Below are 25008 nucleotides of genomic sequence, written 5' to 3'. Positions count from 1 at the left end.
ATCGGCGTCCGCACGCCAAACGACGTAGCGCGCTGTGAACACCGAATTGAAGCGACGTTCAACCACCTGTTACCTCGCATTCGCCGCCGCGCCATCGCCCATCCTTTGGCCGCGCTTACGCCGACCCGCCGTCGGGATATGTCAGTATCGCTGACATGGGTGCGACCGAAGATGCTCCGCTTGGCTATCTGCTCTACCGGGTGGGAGCCGTGCTGCGACCCGAAGTTTCGGCCGTGTTGAGTCCGCTCGGCCTGACGCTGCCCGAATTCGTTTGTCTGAGAATCCTTTCCATGTCGCCAGGGCTGTCCAGTGCCGAGCTGTCCCGCAGCACCAACGTCACGCCACAGGCGATGAACACGGTGCTGCGCAGGCTGGAGGAGATTGGCGCGGTGGAACGGCCGGCGTCGGTGTCCTCCGGGCGCGCGCTGCCGGCCACCCTGACCAGTCAGGGGCGCACGACGCTGAAACGCGCGGAAGCTGCGGTCCGCGGCGCCGATGACCGCATCCTGGCCAAGCTCACCGCGACACAGCAGCGCGAATTCAAGCGCATGCTGGAAAAACTCGGCTCCGACTGACCAGCGGCGATCGCGAGGGCGGCCAAGCGGGTCGCCGTCGAGTTATCCGGCCGCTTGAATCCGGGCCCAGGGCCGCGCTTGTTCGAGTTCGTACGCCAGTTCCAATAGCAGCGCATCCTGCCCCAGGTCGGCCGCGAACATCATGCCGACGGGCATCCCGTCCGCGGATTGGGCCAGCGGCAACGAAATCGCCGGATCTCCGGTGACGTTCTGCAGCGGCGTGAACGCCACCCAGTCGATCAGCCGGTCCATTACCTGCTGGTACTCGGTGGGCGCCAGGTGACCGACTCGCGGCGTCGGGTCGGCGAGCGTCGGGGTGAGCAGTGCGTCATAGGTCTGGTAGAAGTCGGCGCTGCGCCGCCGCATTCTGCGCAGCCGCATGATGACGCCCGGCAGCCGGTGCAGGTTGCGGCCGGTGTGGCGCTCCAGGCCCAGCGTCAAGGCATCCAATCGGGTGCGGTCGAAGGTGTTGCCGAACAGGCGCCGCCCGGTGCGCACCTGCATCAGCGCGAGAAATCCCCAGTACAAGATGAAGTCGTCGACGAAGCTGTCCGGCACCGGGTGATGGTCGATGTGTTCGACCCGGTGCCCCAGCTCTTCGAGCACCCCGGCGGTCTTGAGGGTCAGCTCCCGCAGTTCCGGGCCGCACTCCCGCCGGACCGAGCCGGTGGCCACCGCGATCCGCAAGCGCTGCCGGCCGGGCCCGGTGACGTCTCCGATCGGGGCCAGCTTGGCGTTGCGCCAAATGCGTTCGGCCTCCCGATAGAACGCCGCGGTGTCGCGCACGGAGCGGCTCAGCACACCGTTGGCGACGATACCCACCGGCATCCGGCGCAATTCCGCGTCAAGCGGCAGCCGACCGCGCGACGGCTTGAGACCGACAATCCCGTTGCAGGCGGCCGGAATTCGAATCGAGCCGCCACCGTCGTTGGCGTGTGCGATCGGCACCACCCCGGCGGCGACGAACGCACCCGAGCCCGACGACGAGGCCCCGGCCGTGTAATCGGTGTCCCAGGGGTTGCGCACCGGCCCGAGGCGGGGATGCTCGGCGGCCGCGCTGAACCCGAACTCCGACATCTGCGTTTTGCCCAGCGACGTCGGTCCGGTGGCCAGATACACCGCGGTGAACTCGCCGTCGGCGACGGCGTTGCGCGGCGCCCACGCGTCGGCACCGCGCATCGTCGGCTGCCCCGCGACGTCGACGTTGTCCTTGAGGAACGTCGGGACGCCTTCGAAAAACCGGGCAGAACCGCTCGCGGCATTGGCCGACGCCTTCGCCCGGGCCTGCTCGAATGCCTTGTAGGCCAAGCCGTTCAGCGCGGGGTTGACAGCCTCGGTGCGAGCGATCGCCGCCTCGACCACCTCAGTTCTGCCGACCCGGCCGGCCCGGAGGGCCTCGGCCAGGCCGGTGGCGTCGAGATCGCCGAGGGCGTCGTCACCGAAAGCGTGCACGCGTCGCATAGCACTGACGCTAGCCGCTCGGGTTTGTCGGCTAGGCCTGGCCTACCTCGAAGCGAACGAACCGCGTCACCGTGACGCCGGCCTCGTCGAGCAGCGCCTTGACGGTCTTCTTGTTGTCGGACACCGACGGCTGCTCGAGCAGCACCACGTCCTTGAAGAAGCCGTTCAGCCGGCCCTCGACGATCTTGGGCAGCGCCTGCTCCGGCTTGCCTTCTTCTTTCGCGGTCTCCTCGGCGATGCGGCGCTCGCTGGCCACCACGTCCTCGGGCACGTCCTCGCGAGTCAGGTAGCGCGCCTTGAGCGCGGCGATCTGCAACGCGACGGCGTGCGCGGCCTCGGCGCCGGCGCCGGTGTACTCGACGAGCACGCCGACCGCCGGGGGCAGGTCCGCGGCACGCTTGTGCAGGTAAGTCTCGACCGTGCCGTCGAAGAAGGCGGCCCGGCGCAGCTCCAGCTTCTCGCCGATCTTGGCGGACAGGTCGGCGACGGCCTGCTCGACCGTCTTGTCACCCGCCGAAGCGGCCTTGAGCGCGTCGACGTCGGCGGCCTTGGATTGGGCTGCCGCGGCGACGATTTCGTCGGCGAGCTGCTGAAACTCGGCATTCTTGGCGACGAAGTCGGTCTCGCTGTTCAGCTCGATCAACGCGCCGTCCTTGGCCGCGACCAGACCTTCGGCCGTGGCACGTTCGGCGCGCTTGCCGACGTCCTTGGCGCCCTTGATCCGGAGTGCCTCGACGGCCTTGTCGAAGTCGCCGTCGCTTTCGGCCAGTGCGTTCTTGCAATCGAGCATGCCGGCACCGGTGAGCTCACGAAGACGCTTGACGTCGGCAGCGGTGAAGTTCGCCATATCAGCCTTCCGTGCTTGTTTCGGTTGCAGCTCCAGCGGCGTCGGTGGTGGCTGTGGTGGTCGCGGTCGTGGTCGCCGAAGCCAGCAGCTCCTGCTCCCACTCGGCGAGCGGCTCGGCGGCTTCCGCCTCGGGCTTGCCGTCGCCGCGGCCCACCCCGGCACGCGCCTGCAGGCCCTCGGCGACCGCGGAGGCGATCACCTTGGTCAGCAGCGCGGCCGAGCGGATCGCGTCGTCGTTGCCCGGGATCGGGTAGTCGACCTCGTCGGGGTCGCAGTTGGTGTCCAGGATCGCGATGACCGGGATGCCGAGCTTGCGGGCCTCGCCGACGGCGATGTGCTCCTTGTTGGTGTCCACGACCCAGATCGCCGAGGGCACCTTGGACATGTCGCGGATACCGCCGAGGCTGCGGTCAAGTTTGTTCTTCTCGCGGGTCAGCATCAAGATTTCCTTCTTGGTGCGGCCCTCGAAGCCACCGGTCTGCTCCATCGCCTCGAGCTCCTTGAGGCGCTGCAGGCGCTTGTGCACGGTGGAGAAGTTGGTGAGCATGCCACCCAGCCAGCGCTGGTTCACGTACGGCATGCCGACGCGGGTGGCCTCAGCGGCGACGGATTCCTGCGCCTGCTTCTTGGTGCCGACGAACAGCACGCTGCCACCGTGAGCGACGGTCTCTTTGACGAACTCGTACGCCTGGTCGATGAAGGTCAGCGTTTGCTGCAGGTCGATGATGTAGATGCCGTTGCGGTCGGTGAAGATGAACCGCTTCATTTTGGGATTCCAGCGACGGGTCTGGTGCCCGAAGTGGGTGCCGCTGTCGAGCAGCTGTTTCATGGTCACGACGGCCATGGTGATGCCATTCCTTTATGTCGGTTGTCGCCTGGCATCGGGTGAGGCCAGGCCCTGGCGCCTGCTCGATGCCGGACCCTGTTACGGGACCGCCCGGCATGCGATGCGAACTCCTAGTGGAACGGGAGACGCGAGGCAGACGCGCGAAGTCAGCCCGCGAACGAGCTGCGACGAGCAGTTTACACCGACTCAGCTGGTGGTTTTTCCAGCACACGTCCACAGTGCGGTCCGCGTGCACAGATTGGGCAAACGCGGGTGGCCGTGTCGTCGACGCCACGCTGAACTCATGGGGTGCGGTGGGCGGCGCTGATCGTGGGTATGGCGCTGTTCAGCGCGGTCCCGGCGGCCGCCGAACAGGTCCGGCTGGATTGGCCGCTGCGGCCGGCTCCGGCCGTGGTGCGGCCTTTTGACGCGCCGTCGCCGAACTGGAAGCCGGGGCACCGCGGCGTGGACCTGGCCGGACGCGCAGGTCAGCCGGTGTACGCCGCCGGCAGCGCGACCGTGGTGTTCGCCGGGTTGCTGGCGGGACGGCCGGTGGTCGCCCTGGCTCACCCCGGCGGACTGCACACCAGCTACGAGCCGGTCCGGGCCGCGGTGCGGGTCGGTCAGCAGGTGAGCGCCCAGACGGTGATCGGCGAGCTGATCGCCGGGCATGGCCAGTGCCGGGCGTCTGCAGGTGGCGGAGCCTGTCTGCACTGGGGAGCGATGTGGGGGCCGTCGTCGGGTGCGGACTATGTCGATCCGCTCGGCCTGCTGCGGTCCACCGCCGTCCGCCTCAAGCCGCTCGACGGCGGGCCTGCCGCTTGAGTGTGCGGCTACGTCGCCCTGGACGCACACTCACCGCCCTGGACGCACACTCGACGCCGCTCGGCGGCTAGGCGCGCGGGTGGGCTTGATCGTGCACCGCCCGCAGCCGCGACACCGCGACATGGGTGTAGAGCTGGGTGGTCGCCAGGCTGGAATGGCCGAGCAGCTCCTGGACGACGCGCAGGTCGGCGCCGCCTTCCAGCAGATGCGTGGCCGCGCTATGCCGCAGCCCGTGCGGGCCCAGGTCGGGCGCGCCGTCCACCGCGGCGATCGTCTGGTGCACCACGGTGCGGGCCTGGCGTACGTCGAGGCGGCGGCCCCGCGCGCCCAGCAGCAGCGCCGGCCCGGAATCCGCGGTGACCAGGGCGGGACGCCCGTCGGCCAGCCACGCCCGCAGCGCGTCGGCGGCCGGCACCCCGAACGGCGCGCTGCGCTGCTTATTGCCCTTGCCCAGCACTCGCACCACCCGGTGGCCGGCGTCCACGTCGTCGATGTCCAGGCCGCACAGCTCGCTCACCCGAATCCCGGTCGCATACAGCATCTCGACGATCAGCCGGTCCCGCAGGGCGAGCGGATCTCCTTGCTCGGCACCGGATTTCGCGGCGGCCATGGCGTCGCGCGCCTGATCCTGACGCAGCACGGCGGGCAACGTGCGGTGTGCCTTGGGCACCTGCAGCCGTGCGGCGGGGTCGACGGTCAGCAGGCCGCGCCGCACCGCCCACGCGGTGAACGCCTTGATCGACGAGGTGCGCCGCGCCAGCGTGGTACGCGCGGCCCCGGCCACCGCCCCGCTGGACAGCCAGGTCCGCAGCAGCGGCAGGCTCAGCGCGTCCAGCGCCACCCCGCGCTCGTCGAGGAAGGCGAATAACGAGCGCAGGTCGCCCAGATACGCGCGCCGAGTATGCGCCGAACGGCCGCACTGAAGATTCAGGTACTCGTCGAACTCCTCGAGAATCGCCTGCACTCCCCCACGGTCGCAGGTCCGGCCCGCCGCCCCTTAGCCGACGCGCCGAAGCGTGTCCGGGGTGAGATCTTTCAGGGTCGGGTAGCCGTCGACGGCCATGATCAGATCCGCTTCGGCCAGCAGGCTGCGCAGCACATGCACAATCCCGTCGACGCCGCCGAGCGCCAGACCGTAGGCATACGGCCGACCGACCCCGACGGCGGTCGCGCCCATGGCCAGAGCCTTGACGACATCGGCGCCGCTGCGGATCCCCGAGTCGAACAGCACCGGCAAGCCTTGCGCCGCCTCGATCACGCCGGGCAGGCAGTCCAGCGCGGGCAGACCGCCGTTGGCCTGGCGCCCGCCGTGGGTGGAGCAGTAGATGCCGTCGACGCCGCCGTCCCTGGCGCGCCGGGCATCGTCGGGATGACAGATGCCCTTGATGATCATCGGAAGGTCGGTCAGCGACCGCAGCCAGGGCAGGTCATCCCAGGTCAGCGGGTTTCCGAACGTCGTAATCCACTGCAGCACGGTGCCTTGCGGGTCCTCTTCGGGCGGGCGTTGCAGGCTGGCGCGAAAGACCGGATCGCTGGTGTAGTTGCTCAGGCAGTGCCCCCGCAACTGGGGGAAGTTGGCCGTGCTGAGGTCGCGCGGTCGCCAGCCGGGGATCCAGGTGTCGAGGGTGACGATGATGCCCTGGTAGCCGGCCGCTTCGGCCCGCTGCACCAGGCTGGCGGCCAGGTCGCGATCCTTCGGCGTATACAGCTGGAAGAAGCCGGGGGTATCACCGAACTGTGCGGCGACCTCTTCCAGCGGGTCCGCGGTCAGGGTGGAAACCACCATCGGGACACCGGTGGCCGCGGCCGCACGCGCGGTGGCCAGGTCCCCGTGGCCGTCTTGAGCACAGATGCCGATCACGCCGATCGGCGCCATGAACAACGGCGACGGGAGCGTCATGCCGAACATCTGCACCGACAGGTCGCGCTCGGCGGCCCCGACGAACATGCGCGGGATCAGACCCCAGTGATCGAACGCCTCGCGGTTGGCCCGCTGGGTGCGTTCGTCGCCGGCGCCGCCGGTGACGTACGACCACACCGACGGTGGCATCGCCTTCTCGGCGCGGGCCTCTAACTCTGCGAAGGCCATCGGCAGCGCGGGTACGACCCCCGCCAGGCCCTGGAAGTAGATCTCGTTCTGGTAAGCGCCGAATGCCATGGGATAGAGAATGCCAGCCGGCCGTCAGGCTGACGAGCTTGCCGACTCCGCCTCGGCTAGTTCCTTCTTCCACTGCCGGAACGTCTCTTCGGTGCGGCCGCGCCGCCAGTAGCCGGAGATCGACGACGCCCACTTCGCGTCCACTCCACGCTCTTTGCGGATGTAGGGCCGCAAATTGTGCATGACGGCTTGGGCCTCACCGTGGATGAAGACGTGCACCTGCCCGGGCAGCCACAGCGTGGTGGTGACGGCCTCGATCAGCGGCGCGAAATCGCCGGCGCGATCATCGGAGGCAAGATCCGCGCGAGCGCCGCGATAAACCCAGTTCACCTGCATGCCTTCCGGCGCAATTAACTCGATTTGGTCGTCGGGTCCCGCCACTTCGATGAAGGCCTTGCCAATTGCGTTGGGAGGCAATGCTTCCAATGCGGTAGCGATGGCCGGCAGCGCCGACTCGTCTCCGGCCAGTAGATGCCAGTCTGCCGCGGGGTCGGGCGTGTAGGCCCCTCCGGGGCCCATCAGATAGATCACCTGACCGGGTTGGGCGTGGGCCGCCCAGACACCCGCCACGCCGTGTTCGCCGTGCACCACGATGTCCAGCGAGATCTGGCGGGCCGCGGCATCGACCTTGCGGACGGTGATGGTCCTCACGGCCGGCCGTTTCTCCGGGGGCAGCACCGCGAAGCTGTCCTGGGTCAAGGGTTGGGGCAACGCAGCCACGTCGATGTCGGCGGCGACGAATACCAACTTGACGTAGGAGTCGGTGAAGTTGCTCGGCACGAAGGTGTCGAACTGATTGCTCCCCAACGTCACACGCTTCATGTGCGGTGCGAGTTGTTGGGTACCGACGACTTCAAAACGTTGGAGTGGTCGACCTGCCACATGTCCTCCTGTTCAGACCCGGCCCCAGCCGACTATACGAGCCGGGGCCGTCGTCGCAGGTCGGCCACCCGCGACGGTTCCCGTGGGTCACCTAGACCTCATCTGGGCCTCCCCACCTCGGTCGCGGGTGCGAACGAGGCGCCACCGTCCGCCGTCACGCTCGGTCAGCCCGGTCACCTCGAGGATCGCCAACGGTCCCAGCACCTGCTCGGGCATCAGCCCGGAGGAGACGGCGATTTCGTCGACCGTTGCGGCACCTCGCCCGGGCAACGCCTCGTACACCTGACGCTCGGCCTCGCCCAGCCCGTCCAACGCGGTCACAGGCCGGGCCTCTTCGACGGCGAGTTCACCGATCTGTCCCACGAATTCGACGATGTCGTCGGCACGGGTGACCAGCTCGGCCCCGTTGCGCAGCAGTGCGTGACAACCCGCCGAGGCCGACGAGGTGACCGGTCCGGGCACCGCGGCCACCACTCGGCCCAACGCCCCCGCCCAGGCCGCGGTGTTCGCGGCGCCGCTGCGCAGACCCGCCTCCACCACCACGACGGCCCCTGCCACCGCGGCGACCAGACGATTGCGGGTCAGGAACCGATGCCGAGCGGGCCGCAGGCCAGGCGGATATTCGCTGAACAACAAGCCATGCGAGGCGATGCGATGCAGCAACGCCGAATGCCCGGCCGGATAAGGGATGTCGATGCCCCCGGCCAACACCGCCGCCGTGATTCCGTCGCTGGCCAGCGCCGCCCGATGGGCCGCACCGTCGATTCCGTAGGCGCCGCCCGAAACGACCGCGACGTCGCGCTCGGCCAGCCCGGAGGCCAGATCGGCGGTCACCTGTTCGCCGTAGGCCGTGGCCGCACGGGTGCCGACCACCGCCGCGGCGCGCCGGGCGATCTCGTCCAGACGCACCGGACCCAACGCCCACAACACCATCGGCGGCCCGCCGCGAGGCCTGCACCCGGCGCCAGCGAATGCCGAGAACGCGACCAGCGGCCACTCCGGGCAATCGGGCGTGATCAACCGGCCGCCGCGACGAGCGAGCACCTCGAGATCCGCTGCGGCCCGGTCTATCTCCCGCCTGGCGGCGGTGTGCCGTATCAGCTCCTCGCTGACCAGCCCGCGCCGGACGCGGTCGGCCGCCTCGACCGGCCCCACGCATCCCACCAGGGCCGCGAGCTCCGGGCATGGCGGCTCGGCCACCCGCGACAGGTACGCCCAGGCCGGCCAGGCGGGATCGTGGAACACTGCGGTCATCGTTGTTCTCCCAGCTGCCGGAAGCTCAGCGCGGCGGCCACCTCGTCCAGGCCGGGCGAGCCGCGGCCGGCCAAGTCGGCCAGGCTCCACGCGACCACAAAACCAACAAAATAGCGAAACTAGGAGTCATGCCTCATGGCGATCCCTGACCACGACACCGCGACCAACTGGCGCGAGTTGACCGACCAGCTGACACCCAAGCAGATCGTCGACCTCGAAGGCTTGGAAAGCGCGTCGGCGCAATGCCCAGACGACCCGATTTCGGGCAACCAAGGCGTTTTGAACTGCGCGCGCAAAATGGCCGAACTCAACATCTGCCAGGCCATGTTTGCTGATGTCTCGCTGCCCGCCCAGGTTGTCGGCGAGGTCGACGAATGGTGCGAGTGGGGCGACGGGTACGCCCGCACGTACAACGCATGGGTTCGCGAAGCCGGGAACTTGGCGGTGGTAGTTGATGGCGTCCAGTTCGATGACGGCCGAGTCGAACTAAGCATCTGTGTCAAGTGCGGAACCGAATCCTTGTCAGCTGACGAAGCTAAACACCTCGCCGCACTACTCGCCGAGGCAGCTGCCGCGATGGAGCGACTGCGATGAGCGCTTTGCGGCTGGTCCATGGCGACGACGGCGACGGTGGATTGCCACCACTGGATGCCTGGGAGATCTATATGCGCGGCGCCGGGCGCTCCGAGCGAACGATTCACGATGCCCGGTTGCGGCTGGAACAGCTCGAACGGTTCGCCGGAAAAATGGTGGAAACGATGACACCCCTGGACGTTTCGCGGTTCCTCGGGCGTCCTGCGCTAAATGCATGGAGCAGGTCGTCCTATTTCGTCTCCCTTGCGTCGTTCTACCGGTGGTACGGCGAGCACGGAGGTGTAGACGTGACCGCGCGCCTGCCGCGGCCGAAGATGCCGAAGTCAACGCCGCAGCCACTCACTGATGAGCAGCTTGCTGCATTGCTGGCGACGAATATGCGCAGAAAGACCCGAGCCATGATCTTGCTCGCCGCGCTGGCCGGCCTACGCGTGCACGAGATCGCCAAGCTGCGTGCGGAGGACGTCGACGTACGCGAGCGGACCTTGCGAGTGACCGGAAAAGGCAACCGCACCGAAACGTTGCCATTGCATCCGCTACTCGTCGACATCGCGACCACCATGCCCCGATCGGGTTATTGGTTCATGGGGAACTCGACACGCCCAGGTCAGCCGATCGCCCGCCGCACGGTAACAGCGGTGATCCAGATGGCAATGGTGCGCGCGGGCATCCCTGGCGGGACCGCGCACAAGTTGCGGCACTGGTATGCAACGAAGCTCGTCGCCGGCGGCACTGACCTGCGGACTGTGCAAACGTTGATGAGACATGCAAACCTCAATACAACCGCGATCTATGTCAAGGTCGTCGACAGCAAGCGCGTCGATGCCATCGACCGCCTGGTGGCGCCGGAGCCCACTGAAGCCGAGCGGGCGCGGGACATGCTGAATCGGCGGCTCGAGCACTGTAAAAAATCGATCGTGCGGCTGCTGGGCAAGCTTGACCCTGGTGAGGAGATGCCACGCACGAAGCTCAGCCAAGCGCTTCAGCACGATGTGCGACCGCATATCGACGCGGCGATCAACGAACTCACGGCCGAAGGCGTTGTAGCCACGTCCACATCTGATCGCGGCCGGGCGTACTGCTTGCGACCCAAGTCCGTCCGCGCGTGCCCGCCGATTGATTGACGGGCTGAACATGGTGAGGCTGCGCCCGGCTACGTCGGAGGAGAAATGCGAGGCGTTCGACGAATGTCTCGCCGGTGCAATGCGGGGCGAGATGCCTTCAAGTGCAACGGGTTTGAGCTCGGCAACGGTGGCCGCACTCGAAACTGTCGCCCAGGCCGCCTATCTTCGCCAGCCCTTCGTCGGCGGCGGCCTGGTCGCCGCAGCGCGGGCCGTGTTCTCTGCCGAAGTGATGAGAGGCGAGTAGCAGATGACGGTGCTGATCGTGTTGGTGGTATTCGTGTTCAAGTTCGCGTGGCTGATCGGCGCGGTGGCGGCGGCGGGTATAGCCGGCCGGTTGATCGGCGGGTTATTGGCGCGCCGCGATGACTGTGCCGCGGCGCGGCGTCGGCGGAATGCGGAGTTGTGCGCGCGGGCCGACCAGCAGAACGCGTGGGCGATGGCCGGCGACGCCCGTGGCGTGTACGGCGACTACCCGATTGCAAACGAGTGTCAAAGTGGCTGAGCTGCTGATCATCTGGGTCGATGGCAGAGGAAAGCTCACCGCGTTGGCTCTGTCACTCATCTATGGCGTGCCCGTTGATGAGGTCGATCAAAAGTACGTCGAATGGGAATCGCGCGGCGGCCTGGCGGCCAGCGATTGGGGACCACAGGGAGCACGACGCACGCGGGAAGCCGCGGCCCGCGTAAATAGTTACGACGCGGTCGACGTCCTGCGTTATTGGGCCGACAAGGAACTCGGTGCCGATGTTCTCCGGATTGGAACCGGGGTCATGCTCGTCGAGCGCTGACGTGACCCCTACAGTGCGGGCTAGGAGATGGGGATCAGGACGCCGCCGACGGCGCCCCAGGGGTTGGAAGCGGACCCGGATCCGAGGAAGCTCACCGACGAGGCTCCGTTGGAATCTCCAATCACCATGGGGATGCTTGCGGTGTTGGCCTGCTGCCATCGCTGCGACGGGCTGAATGAGCCGAGGACCGCGTTGACGGCCGCGAAGCCGCCGACCACCATTTGGCCGGCCGCCGACGAGATGTTGGGTAGCGACAGGCCGGTGCCGTTTCCGCTGCTGGTCTGGAAGTCGCCGAACGCACCGACGTTCTGGTAGCTCAAGGTGTTGCCGGCGAGGTCGTTGATCGTGGCGTTGGTGGCGGAGAGCGTGACGTTCTGTGTTCCGCTGGGCACCCCGATGATGCCGAGGGCGAAGATGAAGATCCCGATGCCGCCGGAGTTGTAGTACGTCAGGCCGTCGAGGTTGTAGACGAACGAGGTGCTGCCGTAGGTGGCGCTGATACTGGCTGCGCCACTGGAATAGTCAACGGCGCCCAGGAGGACGACAGCGCAGTTCGGGCCCCCATCTGAGTCGTGGGCCCACGAAAGAGTGTTGCCCCCAACGTTGTTCGCGCCGACGCCGGTGGCCTCATAGGCGACCGCGAGTTCGCTGCCGCCCCCGCCGAGGCCACCGCCCATGTTGATCGACGAGGCGCCGCGCTTGGCGGTGATCCAGGCGCGGCCGTCCCCGCCGGCAAAGGCCGGGCCTGTCGGGTTGGTGCTCTGGTTGCCGCCCGACGCGGCCCCACCGGGCGGATTGCCGGGGTACGACAGCGCTGTGGCGTCCGGGCCGCCGGCACGCAGTTTCCCGGCCCATTTTTTGTTGCCTGGCCCGGGACCGTTGCTTGTGGCGTTGGGGTTGGCGGGATTGAAGTTCCCGGCCCCGCCGGGGCCCCCGGGCTGACCACCCGTAGTGCTGAGCAGCACCGTGCCCGCGGGGTTCAACACGAGGGAAAGGGCACCCCAGTTGTCTTGGACGCTGAGTTTCGCGCCGAATGTGGTGGATTCGGTGGCGTAGCTCAGTGAGATGCCGTCTGAGTAGTAGTTGCCGTTGGGGACGTAATTGTAGGCGCGGTTGGTGCCGCCGCTGAATGACTTCTGTTGGGCGTATCCCTGGTTGCCGAACGCATGGACGATGAGTTGATTTTCGCCACAGATCACGTCGTGGGTGAGGGTGTCTGTCGCGGTGCCGTACGCGTCGGTGACGAGGCCCGCGCACGAAACGTTGTTGAACGACAGCGAGTTTCCGCTCATCCACGCGGCTTGTGCGGTGTTAACCATGATGAAGCTCGTGCCGGGTGGGGCGTCGGCAATCCCGTAGAAGCACAGCGCGCCGACGGTCCCGATCCCGCCCACATACACCAGGCCGAGCGGGATCATTTCCATCCCGTCGTAGGTGACGTCGAAGGTCCCCCACGTCGTGTAGAGGCCCACCACGACGTACGCCCCGCCCTCGGCATCGTGGGTCCACGAGATGGACGTGACGCCCGCGCCAGAATCTCCGTCTGCGTCCGCGTCGAATGTGGGTGGGCTGTCGAATCCGTAGCCGATGAGGGTGTTGGAGCCGGCGCCGCTCGGGGCGCTGCCGCCGTGGCCGACAATGACGTCGAGTTCGGTTGTGCCGCCGGGTATGTCGGTGCCGTAGTTGAGGCTCTTGCTGTCCCAGGAGCCGGGTTGGCCGCCTTGTCCGTTGTTGACTTGGCAGATGTTTCCGTCGGCCCAGCCGCCGGCACCGCCGCCGGCGACTCCGACGAGGTCGAGGACGTCACCGTCCAATACCCATGTGGGGATCGGGTATTTGGAGGTGCCGGCTGAGGTGAATTCTTTCTCGTTCGGCGGGAAATACGTTGGCGGCAAGTCAGTCACGCTCATGCACACAAACGGCGCTGTGCCTCCGAATGCGAGGTCAGTCGCCGCTGATAGCGTCGCCGGTGAAACACCCCCGGTGGCGAGGGTTGTGCGTGTGGCGCCGATGTTGGGCGGGATCATGTAGGACTTGTTCGGGCCGCCGATCGTGTCTGCCACCACAGTCAGGGCGTGGCCCTGGGCGACGATCTCCCAGAACACCCCTTGGGCCAGCGCGAGTTGCGGTTTGTCGGACGGAATGCTGATCGGTGCCCAGTCGAGCGCGCCGGTTGAAATCTCCGCTGAGATGTCCGCTGAGGTATACACGTTGGTCAAGTCGCCAGTCGTGGGATCCATCGTGTAGAGGTTCAGATAGATGCCGGTCGGGGTTCCTGAGCTTTTCGCGAGGAACTCGACGAATCCCACGGGGATCGCCGGGGCGGTGTTGATGTAGCCCATCAGGGTTGTGCCCATGGGGATCGTGACCGTGGGCAACGTGCCGCGTGGAAGTGAAAACGTCACCTGGCCGCTCGGCTGCATGCTGGCCCAATATGGCTGCGTGGCAACGTTACTCAGAATCTGGTGGTTGCTGACGCCAAGTTCGTAGGCGAGTTGGGCGTTCTGCGCGGTAAGCCCGGCCGCTTGCAGCATCTGGGTCAGCTGGGCGCCGGTGACGTTGGTTTGGGAGTTCGCCGACGCCAGGTTGTCGATCAGGTTCTGCCAGGCCGTCAACATGTCGGCCTGCCCTTGCGGGCCGGCGAGCTTCACGCCGGCCAGCTGCGGAATGTTCGTGACGTCGAGCCAGCCAGCGTCGAACAGGGACTCGGGCTCGAATTTGCAGTCGTCAAACCAGACGATGCCGGTCCGCATCGCATCCGGTTCCACGTCTAAGACGATGCACGCTGTTGCGGTGCCTTCGGGCATGACGAAGTCGGAGACGAGCTCAATGAATGCCCAGTTGCTGCTGGGTTCGGGGTCGGAAATCACGCACTCGTCGGAAGTGACTGTGGCGATCAGGTTTTCGTTCTTGTCGTAAGCATTGACAGCCACGATGATCGCGGGCCCGTCGGCGGCAACATTGACCCACATGACCTGTGCGCCAGCGCGAACCACCTGGAACGGTTTCACCGCGACACGTTGGCCTAAGAGCTGGTGGCGCTCTCCGTTGACCGGCGGGGTTCTGATCGGCGTGCCGTCGGGGTGTGACCCCGCGATGAAGCTGTTGATGTAGTCGATGCCGATCTCGAAAAACGTTCGGGTGTCGCCTCTGTCGAGGAACGGCTGCGAAATGTGGTAGGTGTTGTGGGGGCTGTCGACAGGGGCTAGAGCCGAAATCTGTTGGTAGACAGCGCCCATGAATTCCGTCAAAATGTTGAGGCTGCCACCTATGCCGTGCGCCAGCGTCCAGGCAATGACGTCGCCGATGATGTTGTTGCTGCCGTTGTACGCCTGGTTGATGAAGGTGTAGAACTCGCGCAACTGGTAGCCGGGTATGCCGGCGATGCAGCCGACGTTGCCGCCCAGCGTTCCGTCTGGCGGGACCTGGGTGACGCCGTTGACCGGTGTACAGGCGAAGTAGTCGCCTGCTTGGCAGAAGTCCCACCACAAGTCTTCGGTATCAACAAGATTGCCGATTGTCGGGTCAGCCGGGTTGCCACTACCCGCGTATGGGCCGGTGGTCATGAGCGAGACATCGCACATGCCCGCCGTGCCCGGTGCCGGATCCGGGTATCCGGGGAAGGTGTGGCCTTGTTCGCGGCGCAGGTTACCGATCGCGATGGCGCCGAGGAAGTCGTTGCGGCGGTCTTGCATCTTGCCGAACCGCAGTTCGTCGTAGACGGCGGCACCGACCTGGTTGCCTTGGCTGTCTAAGACGAAAAAGAACGGGCCCGGGATTTCGTTGATCGCGTTCATCAGCCACTGTGCGCCCGCGTAAACGCTTGCCCCCATGGGATATTGGGCGGCCGGATAAGGGACGTTGATCCACTCGAAATAGATCGGGTCGGTGCCTTTGAGTACCCAGTCGACAAGCCAGCCGTACTGCTCGTTTCGCAGATATTCAAGGACGATGCCGTCACCGCCCACGTTGATCGGGATCGGGCCCTGACCCATGACCGGGAAGTTGAAGATGCCTTGGCTAGTGCCGATGACGTTGTAGATGGTGATGACACCGGGTCGGACGGTGCGGATAGAGGCATTGATGCCGGCGAAGGCGCCGGTGCCCACCCAGCCGTCCCAGCACCACCGGCCTTGGCCTTGAATGAACGATCCTGTATCGAAACTGGGATCAGCGAGGACGTTTTTCGTTTCCTGCGACGCCAGTGATTGCAGTTGACTGGGCGAGATCTGCTGGTCGGTGGTCAACGCCCCCAGCAGTTGCGTGAGGGTGAGCTGGCCGCTATTGACGCCCGGCACTGTGATGCCGCCTGCGCTGCCGACCGTCGGATTGCCGACCAAGCCCAGCAACTGAATGATGTTGCGCAGCACGTTCGTCAGGAATCCGAAGCCCTCATTGACAGCGGTGTTGGCGACCGATGCGGCATCGGTGATCGCGGCTGCGACCGCTTTGGCGATCGCGTCTTCGATTGCGACGGCCACCGTGGCGGCGTCGTCGGCAATGTTGGCCACGAAGGCCGCGGCGGCGGCGAACCCTTCCTCCAACGTCTCGAAGACGGCTTCGGCGTCCCCGATCAGCTCGCGCACAAACGCCAGGAACAGGCCGGGCAGGCCGCCCGCGATGCCCCCAAATACGTTCTGTGAGGCGCCCTTCCAGCTCGGCGAGCCTTGCATCTCAGCTTGCATCTGCGCAATGACGCCGTCTTGCGTGCGGCCGGCCAAACCGGGCAGGGAGCCGTTGCCAGAGGTGACGCCGTACTGGACGCCGGTCGCGATACTGCCCGGGCCGCCAGGGGCGGTCATGGTGTGTTCCGGGGGTGGGCGGCGAGGGCGGCCTGGTGGTCCTGTTGCTGCCTGAGTTCCTGGGCGTCCATCGCGGCGCGCAGCTCGTAGTTGCCCGAGATGTTGGTGACGTTGGTGGTGACGTTCTGGGCGACGTTGGGGTTGTTCTGCGCCGGCCGCAGTGGCGCGCCATAGGCGAGGTCCTGGGTGCCGCCGGTGATGTTGCCGACCAGGAACGAAGATGGCACGTTGACAACGTCTTTGACGACCTTGCCGCCCTCGCGGATCAGCCCATCGACATAGGGGCCGATCGCGCCGAAAGCTCCCGCAGCGCTGCCGCCCGGCGAGAATCCAGAGCTGCCGGCCGCGCTCGCGACGCTGGCAGCGATTCCGATGGCCGTCGAGGCAGCTTGCCCAATGGCGGAGGCCGCGGAGTCGATGCCGGTGTCGATCGCTTTGAGGTTGTGGTCGAGGTTCGACGGTGCCGGCGCAACCGCGTGAGCGGCCAGCGACGGAGCGACCGTTCCACCCGTGGGTGTCGGTGTCACCACGTTTGGCGCGTTACCGCCAGGGTTCGGGATCACCGAGGCGGGTGCAGACTGTGGCTGCTGCGGTCCCGCCGGCTGCTGCATGTGCTGAGCTTGGTCACCGCCTGGGTTCGGCTGCGTTGTCGTGGTGATTTGTTGCGCAGCAACGGTTTGCAGCGCTTGCTGGGCATTGGCGTGCTGGGCGGCCGTGTAGACCTGCTCTGACTGGCCGGTGTTGTTCTGTACCAGCGTCGTACCGGTGGGCAAGGGCCCGGCGTTGACACCTGAGTCAAACAGTTTGGGCGCCCCGACAAAAGTGTTGGGCCACGCGCCAGGGCCTTGGCCGGCGAGGATTCGTTCGGCGATGGAGATTTGCTGGTCTTTGGTCGCCAAGTCTGGGCGAACGGAGAATTGCCTGCCGCCGAACTGGTCCCAGGTCGACTGGAGGATCTGCAGGCCGCCGAAGTAGCCGTTGCCGGTGTTGATCGACCAGTTACCGCTGGACTCGCCCTTGGCGATGGCGTCCCAGTTGGCATGCCAGCCCGACGGTGCTGCGGCCGGCGCACCGGGCATTCCGGCCGCCGGCCCCCCGCGCGGGTTGATGATGACGGGCTGATCGGTGGCCCAATGCACATGGTCGGCGTGCCCGCCCCAATCCTTCGAGTAGTAGCCCGGCGATTGGGTGCCGGGTCCGACTGCTTGGCCGGCAGCGATGCCCCATTTCTGTCCGGTCTGCGGGTTGGAATGGATGAGCTGCAGGGTTTGGTTGCCCATGTTCTGTTGCAGCCATGTCGCGAACTGGTCGAGCTTGGGAGACCAGCCGTTCGGGCTGGACGGGTCGTTGAAGTCCCATGCGTAGCCGCCGTGATGCAGCGTGTCGCCTTCGTCGTAGGTCGAGGCGACCAGGCCGAACTGTTCGGCCATGTTCTTGACCCACCCGGGCACGTTGCCGGCGGCCGAGCTGCCGTTGCCCCAGCCGTAGAGCGGCTTGAATCCGGCTGCGGCCAGGGCTTCGGGGGTGACGTCACCTGGCGCCCTGCCGGCGTACAAGGCCGCGGCCCGCGAATCGGGGTTGGCGCCGATCAATTCGCCCGTGGGCGTGGTCGCGCCGGGGACCGCGTTGCCAAGCCCCGCAGCGCCAGGGCCTGCGGTGCCGTAGGTCGGGATTTGGATGACGGAGCCGTCCCCGAGCGTGATGGATTGGGTGCCAGAATCGGCGGGTGCGACGCTGCCGCCGCTGCCGCCCATGAGCGATTTGAGCGGGCTCTGATCGCCGAGGTAGAAGCCGGCCGTGCGTTGTGCCGCCTGGTTGTAGGGGTTCGACGGGGACAGCATGCTGCCCCCGAGCCCGACAGCATCGAGGGCACCTTGCATTCCGATCTGGGCGGCGCTGGACAGGGTTTTGGCCCCAAAGTTCGCTGTCCAGTTCAGCGTTTGGCTACCCCACTGCATGAGCGCGTTCGGGTCGTTGCCCGCCTGCAACAGGCCCCAGACGCCGGGGATCATGCTGGATCCGCTGCTGCCGCCGGCACCGAAGCCGCCACCGCCAAAGCTGGGCAGGGAGCCGTTGGCTTGCCCCTGGGACATCCCTTGCTGAATCGCGTTGCTCGCGAATCCGATGGCGTTACCGATCGGGCCCTGCACACCGGATGCCACGCTGTTGACAACATTGTTGAGCATTCCGGGCGCCCCTCCGCCCGGACCCATCGGGTTAGGAGCGACGGTGGCGGGGCCCAGTGAGGCCGGGTTGGGCGCTGCGAGCGAGCCGTACCCCACATCGCCGCCTGGTTGGCCGGGCGGTTGGTCGCCGGGGCCGCCGACGTCGAAGTGCGGCAGCAGACTGGTGTCGACGACACCTTTGTTCGCGGCGGCCAGGAACGGGTCGCCTAGGGCCTTGCGGCCGACTGGGTTGTTCACCCATTCGTCGGGGTGAATGACGGCGTGGTAGCCGCCGTCGGGTAGCGGGCCCGCGGTGCGTGGTGTCGCGCCGCCAGCGCCATAGCTTTGCGGGGGCTGCCAGCCGGGCTTGTCTTGATCCTGGTGTGCCAGTGCCCATTGCGCCCGTTTGGCGATTTCATCAGGACTGCCACCCGCAGTGACCCATTGGGCCATCGGGTCACCCTGCTTGGCCAACGACTCCCAGGCGGCCTGATCGGACATGCTGCCGGTCCTGCCCAGGGTGGACTGACCTTGGCTGTCCTGCAATTGCTTTGGCGTGCCCGGCGGGACAGGCGCGCCGGCAGGGGGACCGCCTGGTGTTCCTGGCTGCGCCGGCAGGTGGTACCCGAAGTAGCGCTTCTCGATTTCGTCGCGCTCTTGCTGCGTCTTGGCGTTCGCCATGTCGTGCTGGAACGCTTTGGCTCGCTGATCCTGGTCGTCGAGCGTGTCATACATCATCATGCCGCCGGCAGCGAGGATCCCGACAGGTCCCGCCGCCGCGCCGAGGGCGCCCATCACGCGGCTGAGCCGGCCCTTAGCGGCGGTGGCGTTGCCGGCGATCGCTTCGTCGGAGGCGAGAGCGGCATCGGTGACGGTGGCGTACGCGCCAGCTTCGGCCCTGGCCGCAAGCCCGACTTCCTCGGCGGCCGTCTTGGCGACGGTGCCCGTCTTTCCGATCGCAGTGTTGGCGTCGTTGATGTGGTCACGGAACGTCTTGACGAGGCCGCTCAGGTCCTTAACTGCATTGAAAACAGAGCCAATTGGCTTGACCGTGGTCTCCCAGGCCAGATAGCCGCCGACGATCGTTTCGAGCAACGCGGGGTTCTGCGCGAGCAGGTCAGTGAGGCTGCGGATGATCGGCAGGAAGCTGTCCGCGTTCTTTTTGGCCGTCTCAAATACCGTAGGCAGCATGCGGCCGAGGTTTTCGATGACCGGCTCCCACTTGTGGAATTCCTCGCGGCCCTCTTGAAAGAATTTGGTGAGTTTCTGTTGTCCCTCAGTCGAATTGGTGAACTTTTCGAGCTTGCCGGTCAGTGAATCGAGGTCGGCTAGTAGCCCATTGCCGCCCACGGCTTCGGTGACGCCGTGGAAGGTCTCGCCCAGGTGTATGGCGATTTCGCCGAGGTGGGTAAACGCAGTCTCGCCGTCGTTGATCCACTTCGAGAGGCGGCCGTCGCCAGCCGCCGCGGTGATGAATCGGTTGAAGCGGTCCGCAACGTGATCAGCTGCGGTAGCGAGCCGGGGAAGCGTCGAGGTTCCGGTTGCCGTCAGCGTGAGAATCGCGTGAATGATCGGGTCGATCGCATCCTTCACGCGCCCGTCCGCGTTGGCGGTGTCCCCGAGGATGCGGGTGATCAGGCCCTTGCTGGAATCGGATCCCAAGCTGGAAAACAATTGCCTGAGATCGCCGTTGATCGCAGTCGCGATGCTTCCGACGCCTGTCCGCACAGCCGGAAGATCAGACGCAGCAAGCTGTTTCAGAGCGCCGCCCATCCCGGCGAACAGATTCTGAGCGTCTTCGTCTTCCAGGCTCTTAAACGCCGGCTTGAGGTCGACGATGGCCTGGACGAACTCGCGAGCGTTGGGCGCGAGCTTGGCCATCGCCTCGGCAGCCTTGTCCGCCAGGCCGCCGGCACCGACGTTCGCCAGGGATGCCTGTGCCGCCTGCACGGCCTGATGTGAACGGACTAGGCGCTCGTTCGCGGCGACGACGCGGTCAGACCCTTCAACGCCCTTCGCGTTGGCTTCGCCGACTTTCTGTTGTAGCTCAATGTTCCGCTGCTTGGCCTCGACGACACGCTGGTCGGCTTCCTGGACGCGCAGCTCAGCGGATTCACGGTCGAGTGCATCCTTGAACCGGCCTTGGGCGAGATCCCGGCGGGCCTTGTTCGCTTCGAGGATTGCCTCTTTCTCCGACAGCGCGCCAGCGTGTGTCGCGATATTGAGGTCCTCGAGTTGCTGGCGGGCGTCGCGGCGGGCATCGGCGACGTCTTTCTCCGCCCGGGCTTCGTCGACGACCGCGTTGCGCAGCGAATTGGTAGCCGAAACGACTTGCTGCGCTTGGCGTGCCTGAGCGCTACCGGACTCGTCGGCCGCGGCGCCGACAGCCGTCCACGCGTCTTTGACACCCGACAGCCCGAGCGCGACGGTGGCTGCTGAGGCGCCGACGCCTGCCAGGATCCCGGGCACTGCGAGTCCCGCGTCGGCGACCTGTTCTAACGCCTGTGCAACGGAGGCTAAACCCGTTGCGAGAGCGGGCAATAGGCCGATGCCGACTGTCGCGGCATCGAGCTTGAGCGCCTTGCCGAGCGTGTCGCCGAGGTCTCCAAAGTCGCCGCGCACCGTATCGAGCGAGCGGCGTAGGTGATCACGGTCAACTTCGGTGCGGACACGGATCGCGTGCGCCTCTTGCTCGGCGCGGAAGCGGTCTATCTCACCGCGTGCGCGGGCGATATCGGCTATGACCGGCACCGCGAGCTCGGCCCGCACCTTTCGGAGATCCGCTTCGAGCTTCGCGCGGAACTCACGCGCATCGGGAACGATCGTCAGACGAGCCTGACCGGCCTCATAAACTGACATCACGTGCCACCCGGGAAATAGTTATGACCCCCGAGCAGATCGGCGAGCAGCCCCGCGATCCTGTCCCGATGCTCCTGCGGTGCCTCGTCCTGTCTTGGCTCCAACTCGCCCACGGCAGCATCAATTTGACCGACCACGCGGCTGTTGGTCGCCATGATCTCGCGAATCGCCCTGTCCGACGCCTCGACGGCGCTCTCTCGGAGCGTGAAAAACACCCCCCGATACCGATCTATTTCCTCACGGCTGACCCGCTCAACATCCGAACTCATGACGTTTCCCGACAACTCGCTGGGCTCAATTTCGCCGAAATAGCATGCCCACTGGGCTTTTTCGGCCCTGAGCGCCTCTGTGCGGCCCGCTTTTGTACAGGGGGTCGAGATCGCATTATCTGAATCATGTTGGTGCCCAACCAAAAAACGAACTTGGCGGACCAGTCGCACGCTGTTGCGTGGCTGCTATGGCCTACCGAGCCGAGGACGCGGTTCGGGGGGTACCCCCCACCCCCCGAGGGTCGCACGCAGCACGCAGATCCGCAACGAACGCATGCAGAATGCATTTACAGCCTCCCCGGATGCGACTCAAGGTCTCGGTTGCGCCGGCTGATTCCGCCCCGCTTCTCACGTGCTCGCTGGCGACCCTCGGCAGCTTGCTGGCGAGTTTTGATCGCGTGGCAGTGTTTGCAGACGCCCTGGATCTCTTTGGCGCTGAGGACCGGTGTGCGCGGGATCCCGAGCGCCGCTAGGCCCTCGATGTGATCCATCTCCTCGATGCTCTTTGTGCATCCGGGGTACTGGAGTTGGCAGACCTTGTCGCGCCTGCGTACCGCCGCCTTCACGCGTTCTGAGACACGCGAGCGCGGTCGCTCACCCCACGCCATCGGTGTGTCCTTCCACGCCTGCGATCGAGCTGACGGCATGGGCAGGACGGGTCTCTGCGGGCGAGGAGCCATGGCGGCGCCCGCTAACCGACCTTGCAGTCCGCATTCCGGCGCGCCTGGCACTCCCAGCCGTGCCGGCCGGTGAGTTTGACCCCGCCGTCAAGCTCGTCGCCATGTCAGGCACCCCAGGCGTTGCCGCGGTTGCCTTGTTCGACTCCGGCCTCGATCGCGGCGGCGATCTCGCCGATAGGAATGCGGTGATTCACCGCGTACGGAACGATGTAGGAAGGGCGTTGGAGCGGGGCGCCCTCGAAGATGGGCCTTTTCTCGACCGGGAGATGCTCGTATTCGGCCGCTAGGCGCGCGTGCTGCTGCCTGCGCTGCCCGATGATGGACATTAGCTCGGCGATGTTGTCGGTCAGTTGAGCTAGTAGTACTTTTTCGCGTGACTGAGGGTCGTTGCGTTCGCGCACCGCGTCTTGGTATTCCTCAACGATGACCGGGACCCGGGCGAGTTCGACGTCATCGAATGCTTGGCGCTCAACGACTTCGGCCGCCTGCAGTTGTAGCTTGGCGAAGTCGAGGTCATCTTCAGCCTTCTTCACTGTGGCGCGGGCGGTTTCGATGCGTTGCCGTGCGGCGAGGGGATCGGCACACCTCGCGTTCACCGCTTCGATGGCGGCGACTTTCGCAGCGTCGAGAGCTTGCTCTGCGCGAGCAATACCATCGTTGGCCGCACTGAGCATCGCGCCAACGCCGTCGCGGACTTTCACGGCCTCGGCATAAGCCCGCTGCGCGGTGGAGGTTTTGGTGGTCATTCGGCCGGTCCTTTCAGTGGGTGCCCCTGGTTGTCGACACGGGGCCGGAGCTGCTGCTTGGCGGCGATAGATGCCGTCATCGCGCGCATCCGAGCAGCGGGATCAGTTGACAAAGGCGATGTTTCGCCAGGCGGGCGCACGCGGTAGACCAGTGCGCGGAAGTCGGCCGCGGACATGTCCGCGAGGTATTGCTCGATCGCTACGCGCCGCGCGTCGTCGCCGGTATCTGTCGTGGGTGTTGTCATGCGCTTGCCCTCCCGGCTGCGTACTCCTCGACGGTGGCGCGGGAGTAGCGCCACCGATCACCGTGCTTTTCGCCGCCGAGCAGATCAGGGTGGCGACGAACCCACCTCTCGGACCTGTTCAACTTCTCGGCGACCTCCACGCTGCTCAGTGTGTCTGATTCGCCTGCGTTGCACGAGTTTTGGTGTCCGCACGCGGACAGCCGGACTTCGGTGTCGAGTTCGCGGAGGTACGGGCCCAGCCACGCCGGCATAGGTTCTCCGGTTCGACGGCGTGCGCGAAACACCTCAAAAGCGCAGTAATAAGCCATTTTTAAGCGTTCGTTGTCGTTGCGCTTCACGACGGCGCCTGGAGTTTCGGGTGCATGCAACGAACTGCTGGGTCGAGTGGCATGTCGCACTCATCGAGCACCCAATGCCCGCCACGGCAATCCGGGCAGTGTTGGATCCGCTCGAATTCGACGGCCTGTCGTTCGCGCTCGGCGACTCGCTGCTCTTGCTGAGCCTTGGCTGCAGCCTCCGCACTCAGACGTAACCGCTTGCAATCGAGGCATCGTGGGACGTTTGCGTCGTTGATGATGTTGGCGTGGCGCGCGCAGCGCAGCCGTTCGCCGCTGCCGGCTTCTTGAATCAGCGGAGGGGGCGCATCTGCGGGTGCCTCGTCTGGTGACGTACCCGACTTACGTAACCCCCCTTCGGGATATATATCGGGAATAGAGGGATACGTTGCACCAGCGCAACGTGCACTGGACGCTAATGCAACGTGCTCCTGCGCTAGTGCAACGTGCTCTCCCGGCGCTTGTTGCGCTAGTGCAACGTGCTCTCCCGGCGCTTGTTGCGCTAGTGCAACGTGCTCTCCCGGCGCTTGTTGCGCTAGTGCAACGTGCTCCCCCTCAGTGCCTGTTGCGCTAGTGCAACGCGAATCGGGAAGAACGACGTAACGGGATGCCTGGAAGTGGTTGCCGCGACTCAGCTTTTCGATGTACCGCAGCCCTGCAAGTTTGTTGACGGCGCGCCACAGCGAAGTGCGCTCCCGGCCGCTGAGTTTCTCCAATTCAGCCATGCTGATCGACGCGGTGCGTGAATCGCCTCGACACGTATCGGCCATGATGAGCAGCACGGCGAATTCAGTGAAATTGATACCGGGGAGCCGATCCGCCAGCCGCGCCTGGCGTACTTCATTGGTCATTTGCCAACTCATCAGCCGCCGCGTTCTTGAAGCGCCAACGCCGCCGCCGGCAGCGCCTCGCCGAATGTCTTGTCGTGCACCAAAGAGCACCATGCCGGCGCACCAGCCATCGGCCAACCGTTGACCTGATTTAACACCGCGCCAAGGAATCCCTGGACGGACAACCACGACGAAACAGGCTGCGAAGCAGCAGAATTTGGGTCAGCGTTCGCCGTCGTCGAGGTCCGACTCTCGGCGGTCGCATTGACTTTCGGAAGAGTCATGACGCATTACCGCTCCGCAAGATCGCTGCGATACGGTCCCGCTGCTCGGATGAAAGCGGTGGCGCTTCGGCCACCACTTTGCGCACGTGCTCCTCCAGGCGAAGAGCACGCAGGTTGAGCCGGGCCTGAAGTAGCTCGGGATCATCCGGTGCTCGTTCACCAGCGCGGATACCACGTGTCAAGGCAGCGATTTTGGCTCGCTCGCTTTGCCATGATTGGCGGACGGATTTTGTGCCGGCGTCCAAAGCTTCTCACCCCAGAAAAGGCGTGAGCCAGGTCAAATGGCTCAGGTTGAGAAGCTGGCGCGGTTGCGCTGCTACGGGATCGGTGCCCGCTCGTAAAACTGTCTAGATGCTAGCGCAGCCTTGCAGCTATCTCGTCAACGTCGATTCTGTGCGTGTCGCCCACCGTCATCTCATCAAGTATCGGTTGTAGGCGATCCCATGGAAGCTGTCGCCC

The 25008-nt window shown here is 65.9% G+C and carries 21 protein-coding genes and 1 pseudogene; 7 read left to right on the top strand and 15 right to left on the bottom strand.

Annotated features, from left to right (window positions below; translation table 11 throughout):
* Positions 1-155 precede the first annotated feature (155 nt).
* On the top strand, positions 156-575 hold the full coding sequence (locus tag AAHS21_RS23775; RefSeq protein WP_342930003.1) for a MarR family transcriptional regulator: 420 nt from the start codon (positions 156-158) through the stop codon (positions 573-575).
* Positions 576-617: 42 nt separating this feature from the next.
* On the opposite strand, the gene AAHS21_RS23770 is transcribed toward AAHS21_RS23775, so the two are convergent.
* From AAHS21_RS23770 to rpsB, 3 genes are read right to left on the bottom strand one after another with little or no spacing between them, the layout of a single operon-like run.
* Complete coding sequence (locus AAHS21_RS23770) at positions 618-2036, bottom strand: amidase (protein ID WP_342930002.1); 1419 nt, start codon at positions 2034-2036, stop codon at positions 618-620.
* Between the two features lie 31 nt (positions 2037-2067).
* Positions 2068-2883, bottom strand: coding sequence for a translation elongation factor Ts (gene tsf / locus AAHS21_RS23765; protein ID WP_342930001.1), 816 nt, complete (start codon positions 2881-2883; stop codon positions 2068-2070).
* 1 nt (position 2884) lies between these two features.
* Positions 2885-3727 carry a 30S ribosomal protein S2 gene (gene rpsB, locus AAHS21_RS23760; protein WP_342930000.1) on the bottom strand — a complete coding sequence of 281 codons (843 nt, stop codon included), beginning with the start codon at positions 3725-3727 and terminating at the stop codon, positions 2885-2887.
* 291 nt (positions 3728-4018) lie between these two features.
* Between rpsB and AAHS21_RS23755 the strand changes: the two are divergent.
* Positions 4019-4513 (top strand): annotated as a pseudogene (locus AAHS21_RS23755) (M23 family metallopeptidase); the annotation flags it as partial.
* An 88-nt stretch (positions 4514-4601) separates the two neighbouring features.
* On the opposite strand, the gene AAHS21_RS23750 reads toward AAHS21_RS23755, so the two are convergent.
* From AAHS21_RS23750 to dprA, 4 genes are all read right to left on the bottom strand, one after another.
* Positions 4602-5498 (bottom strand): tyrosine recombinase XerC, encoded by an 897-nt coding sequence (locus AAHS21_RS23750; RefSeq protein WP_342929999.1) that lies wholly within the window; start codon positions 5496-5498, stop codon positions 4602-4604.
* A gap of 33 nt (positions 5499-5531) precedes the next feature.
* Entirely contained in the window at positions 5532-6692 is a 1161-nt protein-coding gene (locus AAHS21_RS23745) for a lactate 2-monooxygenase (RefSeq protein ID WP_342929998.1), read from the bottom strand.
* 24 nt (positions 6693-6716) lie between these two features.
* A complete protein-coding gene (locus AAHS21_RS23740) occupies positions 6717-7574 on the bottom strand; it encodes a siderophore-interacting protein (RefSeq protein WP_342929997.1) in 858 nt (285 codons plus the stop codon).
* An 87-nt stretch (positions 7575-7661) separates the two neighbouring features.
* Positions 7662-8828 (bottom strand): DNA-processing protein DprA, encoded by a 1167-nt coding sequence (gene dprA / locus AAHS21_RS23735; protein WP_342929996.1) that lies wholly within the window; start codon positions 8826-8828, stop codon positions 7662-7664.
* A 135-nt stretch (positions 8829-8963) separates the two neighbouring features.
* Between dprA and AAHS21_RS23730 the strand changes: the two genes are divergently transcribed.
* From AAHS21_RS23730 to AAHS21_RS23710, 5 genes are all read left to right on the top strand, one after another.
* A complete protein-coding gene (locus tag AAHS21_RS23730; RefSeq protein ID WP_342929995.1) occupies positions 8964-9422 on the top strand; it encodes a hypothetical protein in 459 nt (152 codons plus the stop codon).
* The gene (locus tag AAHS21_RS23725; protein WP_342929994.1) at positions 9419-10546 is read left to right on the top strand and encodes a tyrosine-type recombinase/integrase; all 1128 of its coding nucleotides are present in this window, start codon (positions 9419-9421) and stop codon (positions 10544-10546) included. Before AAHS21_RS23730 ends, AAHS21_RS23725 begins: the two co-directional genes overlap by 4 nt.
* 91 nt (positions 10547-10637) lie before the next feature.
* Entirely contained in the window at positions 10638-10790 is a 153-nt protein-coding gene (locus tag AAHS21_RS23720; RefSeq protein ID WP_342929993.1) for a hypothetical protein, read from the top strand.
* Between the two features lie 3 nt (positions 10791-10793).
* Positions 10794-11048 carry a hypothetical protein gene (locus AAHS21_RS23715; RefSeq protein ID WP_342929992.1) on the top strand — a complete coding sequence of 85 codons (255 nt, stop codon included), beginning with the start codon at positions 10794-10796 and terminating at the stop codon, positions 11046-11048.
* Positions 11041-11334 carry a hypothetical protein gene (locus AAHS21_RS23710; protein ID WP_342929991.1) on the top strand — a complete coding sequence of 98 codons (294 nt, stop codon included), beginning with the start codon at positions 11041-11043 and terminating at the stop codon, positions 11332-11334. The genes AAHS21_RS23715 and AAHS21_RS23710 overlap by 8 nt, the downstream gene beginning before the upstream one ends.
* Positions 11335-11354: 20 nt before the next feature.
* Here AAHS21_RS23710 and AAHS21_RS23705 read toward each other — a convergent pair whose 3' ends face one another.
* From AAHS21_RS23705 to AAHS21_RS23670, 8 genes are all read right to left on the bottom strand, one after another.
* On the bottom strand, positions 11355-16136 hold the full coding sequence (locus AAHS21_RS23705) for a hypothetical protein (protein ID WP_342929990.1): 4782 nt from the start codon (positions 16134-16136) through the stop codon (positions 11355-11357).
* Positions 16133-21160 (bottom strand): transglycosylase family protein, encoded by a 5028-nt coding sequence (locus AAHS21_RS23700; protein WP_342929989.1) that lies wholly within the window; start codon positions 21158-21160, stop codon positions 16133-16135. The genes AAHS21_RS23705 and AAHS21_RS23700 overlap by 4 nt, the downstream gene beginning before the upstream one ends.
* Positions 21160-21429, bottom strand: a complete 270-nt coding sequence (locus AAHS21_RS23695; protein ID WP_342929988.1) for a hypothetical protein — start codon at positions 21427-21429, stop codon at positions 21160-21162. Before AAHS21_RS23695 ends, AAHS21_RS23700 begins: the two co-directional genes overlap by 1 nt.
* Positions 21430-22213: 784 nt before the next feature.
* Positions 22214-22855, bottom strand: coding sequence for a hypothetical protein (locus AAHS21_RS23690; protein WP_342929987.1), 642 nt, complete (start codon positions 22853-22855; stop codon positions 22214-22216).
* Positions 22852-23100, bottom strand: a complete 249-nt coding sequence (locus tag AAHS21_RS23685; RefSeq protein ID WP_342929986.1) for a hypothetical protein — start codon at positions 23098-23100, stop codon at positions 22852-22854. The genes AAHS21_RS23690 and AAHS21_RS23685 overlap by 4 nt, the downstream gene beginning before the upstream one ends.
* A complete protein-coding gene (locus AAHS21_RS23680) occupies positions 23097-23351 on the bottom strand; it encodes a helix-turn-helix domain-containing protein (RefSeq protein ID WP_342929985.1) in 255 nt (84 codons plus the stop codon). The genes AAHS21_RS23685 and AAHS21_RS23680 overlap by 4 nt, the downstream gene beginning before the upstream one ends.
* An 83-nt stretch (positions 23352-23434) precedes the next feature.
* Complete coding sequence (locus AAHS21_RS23675; protein ID WP_342929984.1) at positions 23435-24286, bottom strand: hypothetical protein; 852 nt, start codon at positions 24284-24286, stop codon at positions 23435-23437.
* Between the two features lie 11 nt (positions 24287-24297).
* A complete protein-coding gene (locus AAHS21_RS23670; protein WP_342929983.1) occupies positions 24298-24549 on the bottom strand; it encodes a DUF2742 domain-containing protein in 252 nt (83 codons plus the stop codon).
* Between the last annotated feature and the right edge of the window lie 459 nt (positions 24550-25008).

It is taken from the genome of Mycobacterium sp. 050272, assembly GCF_039023525.1.
In the GTDB taxonomy this organism is placed as follows: domain Bacteria; phylum Actinomycetota; class Actinomycetes; order Mycobacteriales; family Mycobacteriaceae; genus Mycobacterium.
The sequence above is the reverse complement of the archived record's forward strand: the minus strand, read 5'-3'. Positions and strand labels throughout refer to the sequence as shown.

Coding starts and splice junctions, on each gene's coding strand:
- AAHS21_RS23775 (WP_342930003.1), top strand. CDS start 156: ATGGGTGCGACCGAAGATGCTCCGCTTGGCTATCTGCTCTACCGGGTG.
- AAHS21_RS23770 (WP_342930002.1), bottom strand. CDS start 2,036: ATGCGACGCGTGCACGCTTTCGGTGACGACGCCCTCGGCGATCTCGAC.
- tsf (WP_342930001.1), bottom strand. CDS start 2,883: ATGGCGAACTTCACCGCTGCCGACGTCAAGCGTCTTCGTGAGCTCACC.
- rpsB (WP_342930000.1), bottom strand. CDS start 3,727: ATGGCCGTCGTGACCATGAAACAGCTGCTCGACAGCGGCACCCACTTC.
- AAHS21_RS23745 (WP_342929998.1), bottom strand. CDS start 6,692: ATGGCATTCGGCGCTTACCAGAACGAGATCTACTTCCAGGGCCTGGCG.
- dprA (WP_342929996.1), bottom strand. CDS start 8,828: ATGACCGCAGTGTTCCACGATCCCGCCTGGCCGGCCTGGGCGTACCTG.
- AAHS21_RS23730 (WP_342929995.1), top strand. CDS start 8,964: ATGGCGATCCCTGACCACGACACCGCGACCAACTGGCGCGAGTTGACC.
- AAHS21_RS23725 (WP_342929994.1), top strand. CDS start 9,419: ATGAGCGCTTTGCGGCTGGTCCATGGCGACGACGGCGACGGTGGATTG.
- AAHS21_RS23720 (WP_342929993.1), top strand. CDS start 10,638: ATGCCTTCAAGTGCAACGGGTTTGAGCTCGGCAACGGTGGCCGCACTC.
- AAHS21_RS23715 (WP_342929992.1), top strand. CDS start 10,794: ATGACGGTGCTGATCGTGTTGGTGGTATTCGTGTTCAAGTTCGCGTGG.
- AAHS21_RS23705 (WP_342929990.1), bottom strand. CDS start 16,136: ATGACCGCCCCTGGCGGCCCGGGCAGTATCGCGACCGGCGTCCAGTAC.
- AAHS21_RS23700 (WP_342929989.1), bottom strand. CDS start 21,160: ATGTCAGTTTATGAGGCCGGTCAGGCTCGTCTGACGATCGTTCCCGAT.
- AAHS21_RS23695 (WP_342929988.1), bottom strand. CDS start 21,429: ATGAGTTCGGATGTTGAGCGGGTCAGCCGTGAGGAAATAGATCGGTAT.
- AAHS21_RS23690 (WP_342929987.1), bottom strand. CDS start 22,855: ATGACCACCAAAACCTCCACCGCGCAGCGGGCTTATGCCGAGGCCGTG.
- AAHS21_RS23685 (WP_342929986.1), bottom strand. CDS start 23,100: ATGACAACACCCACGACAGATACCGGCGACGACGCGCGGCGCGTAGCG.
- AAHS21_RS23680 (WP_342929985.1), bottom strand. CDS start 23,351: ATGCCGGCGTGGCTGGGCCCGTACCTCCGCGAACTCGACACCGAAGTC.
- AAHS21_RS23675 (WP_342929984.1), bottom strand. CDS start 24,286: ATGACCAATGAAGTACGCCAGGCGCGGCTGGCGGATCGGCTCCCCGGT.
- AAHS21_RS23670 (WP_342929983.1), bottom strand. CDS start 24,549: ATGACTCTTCCGAAAGTCAATGCGACCGCCGAGAGTCGGACCTCGACG.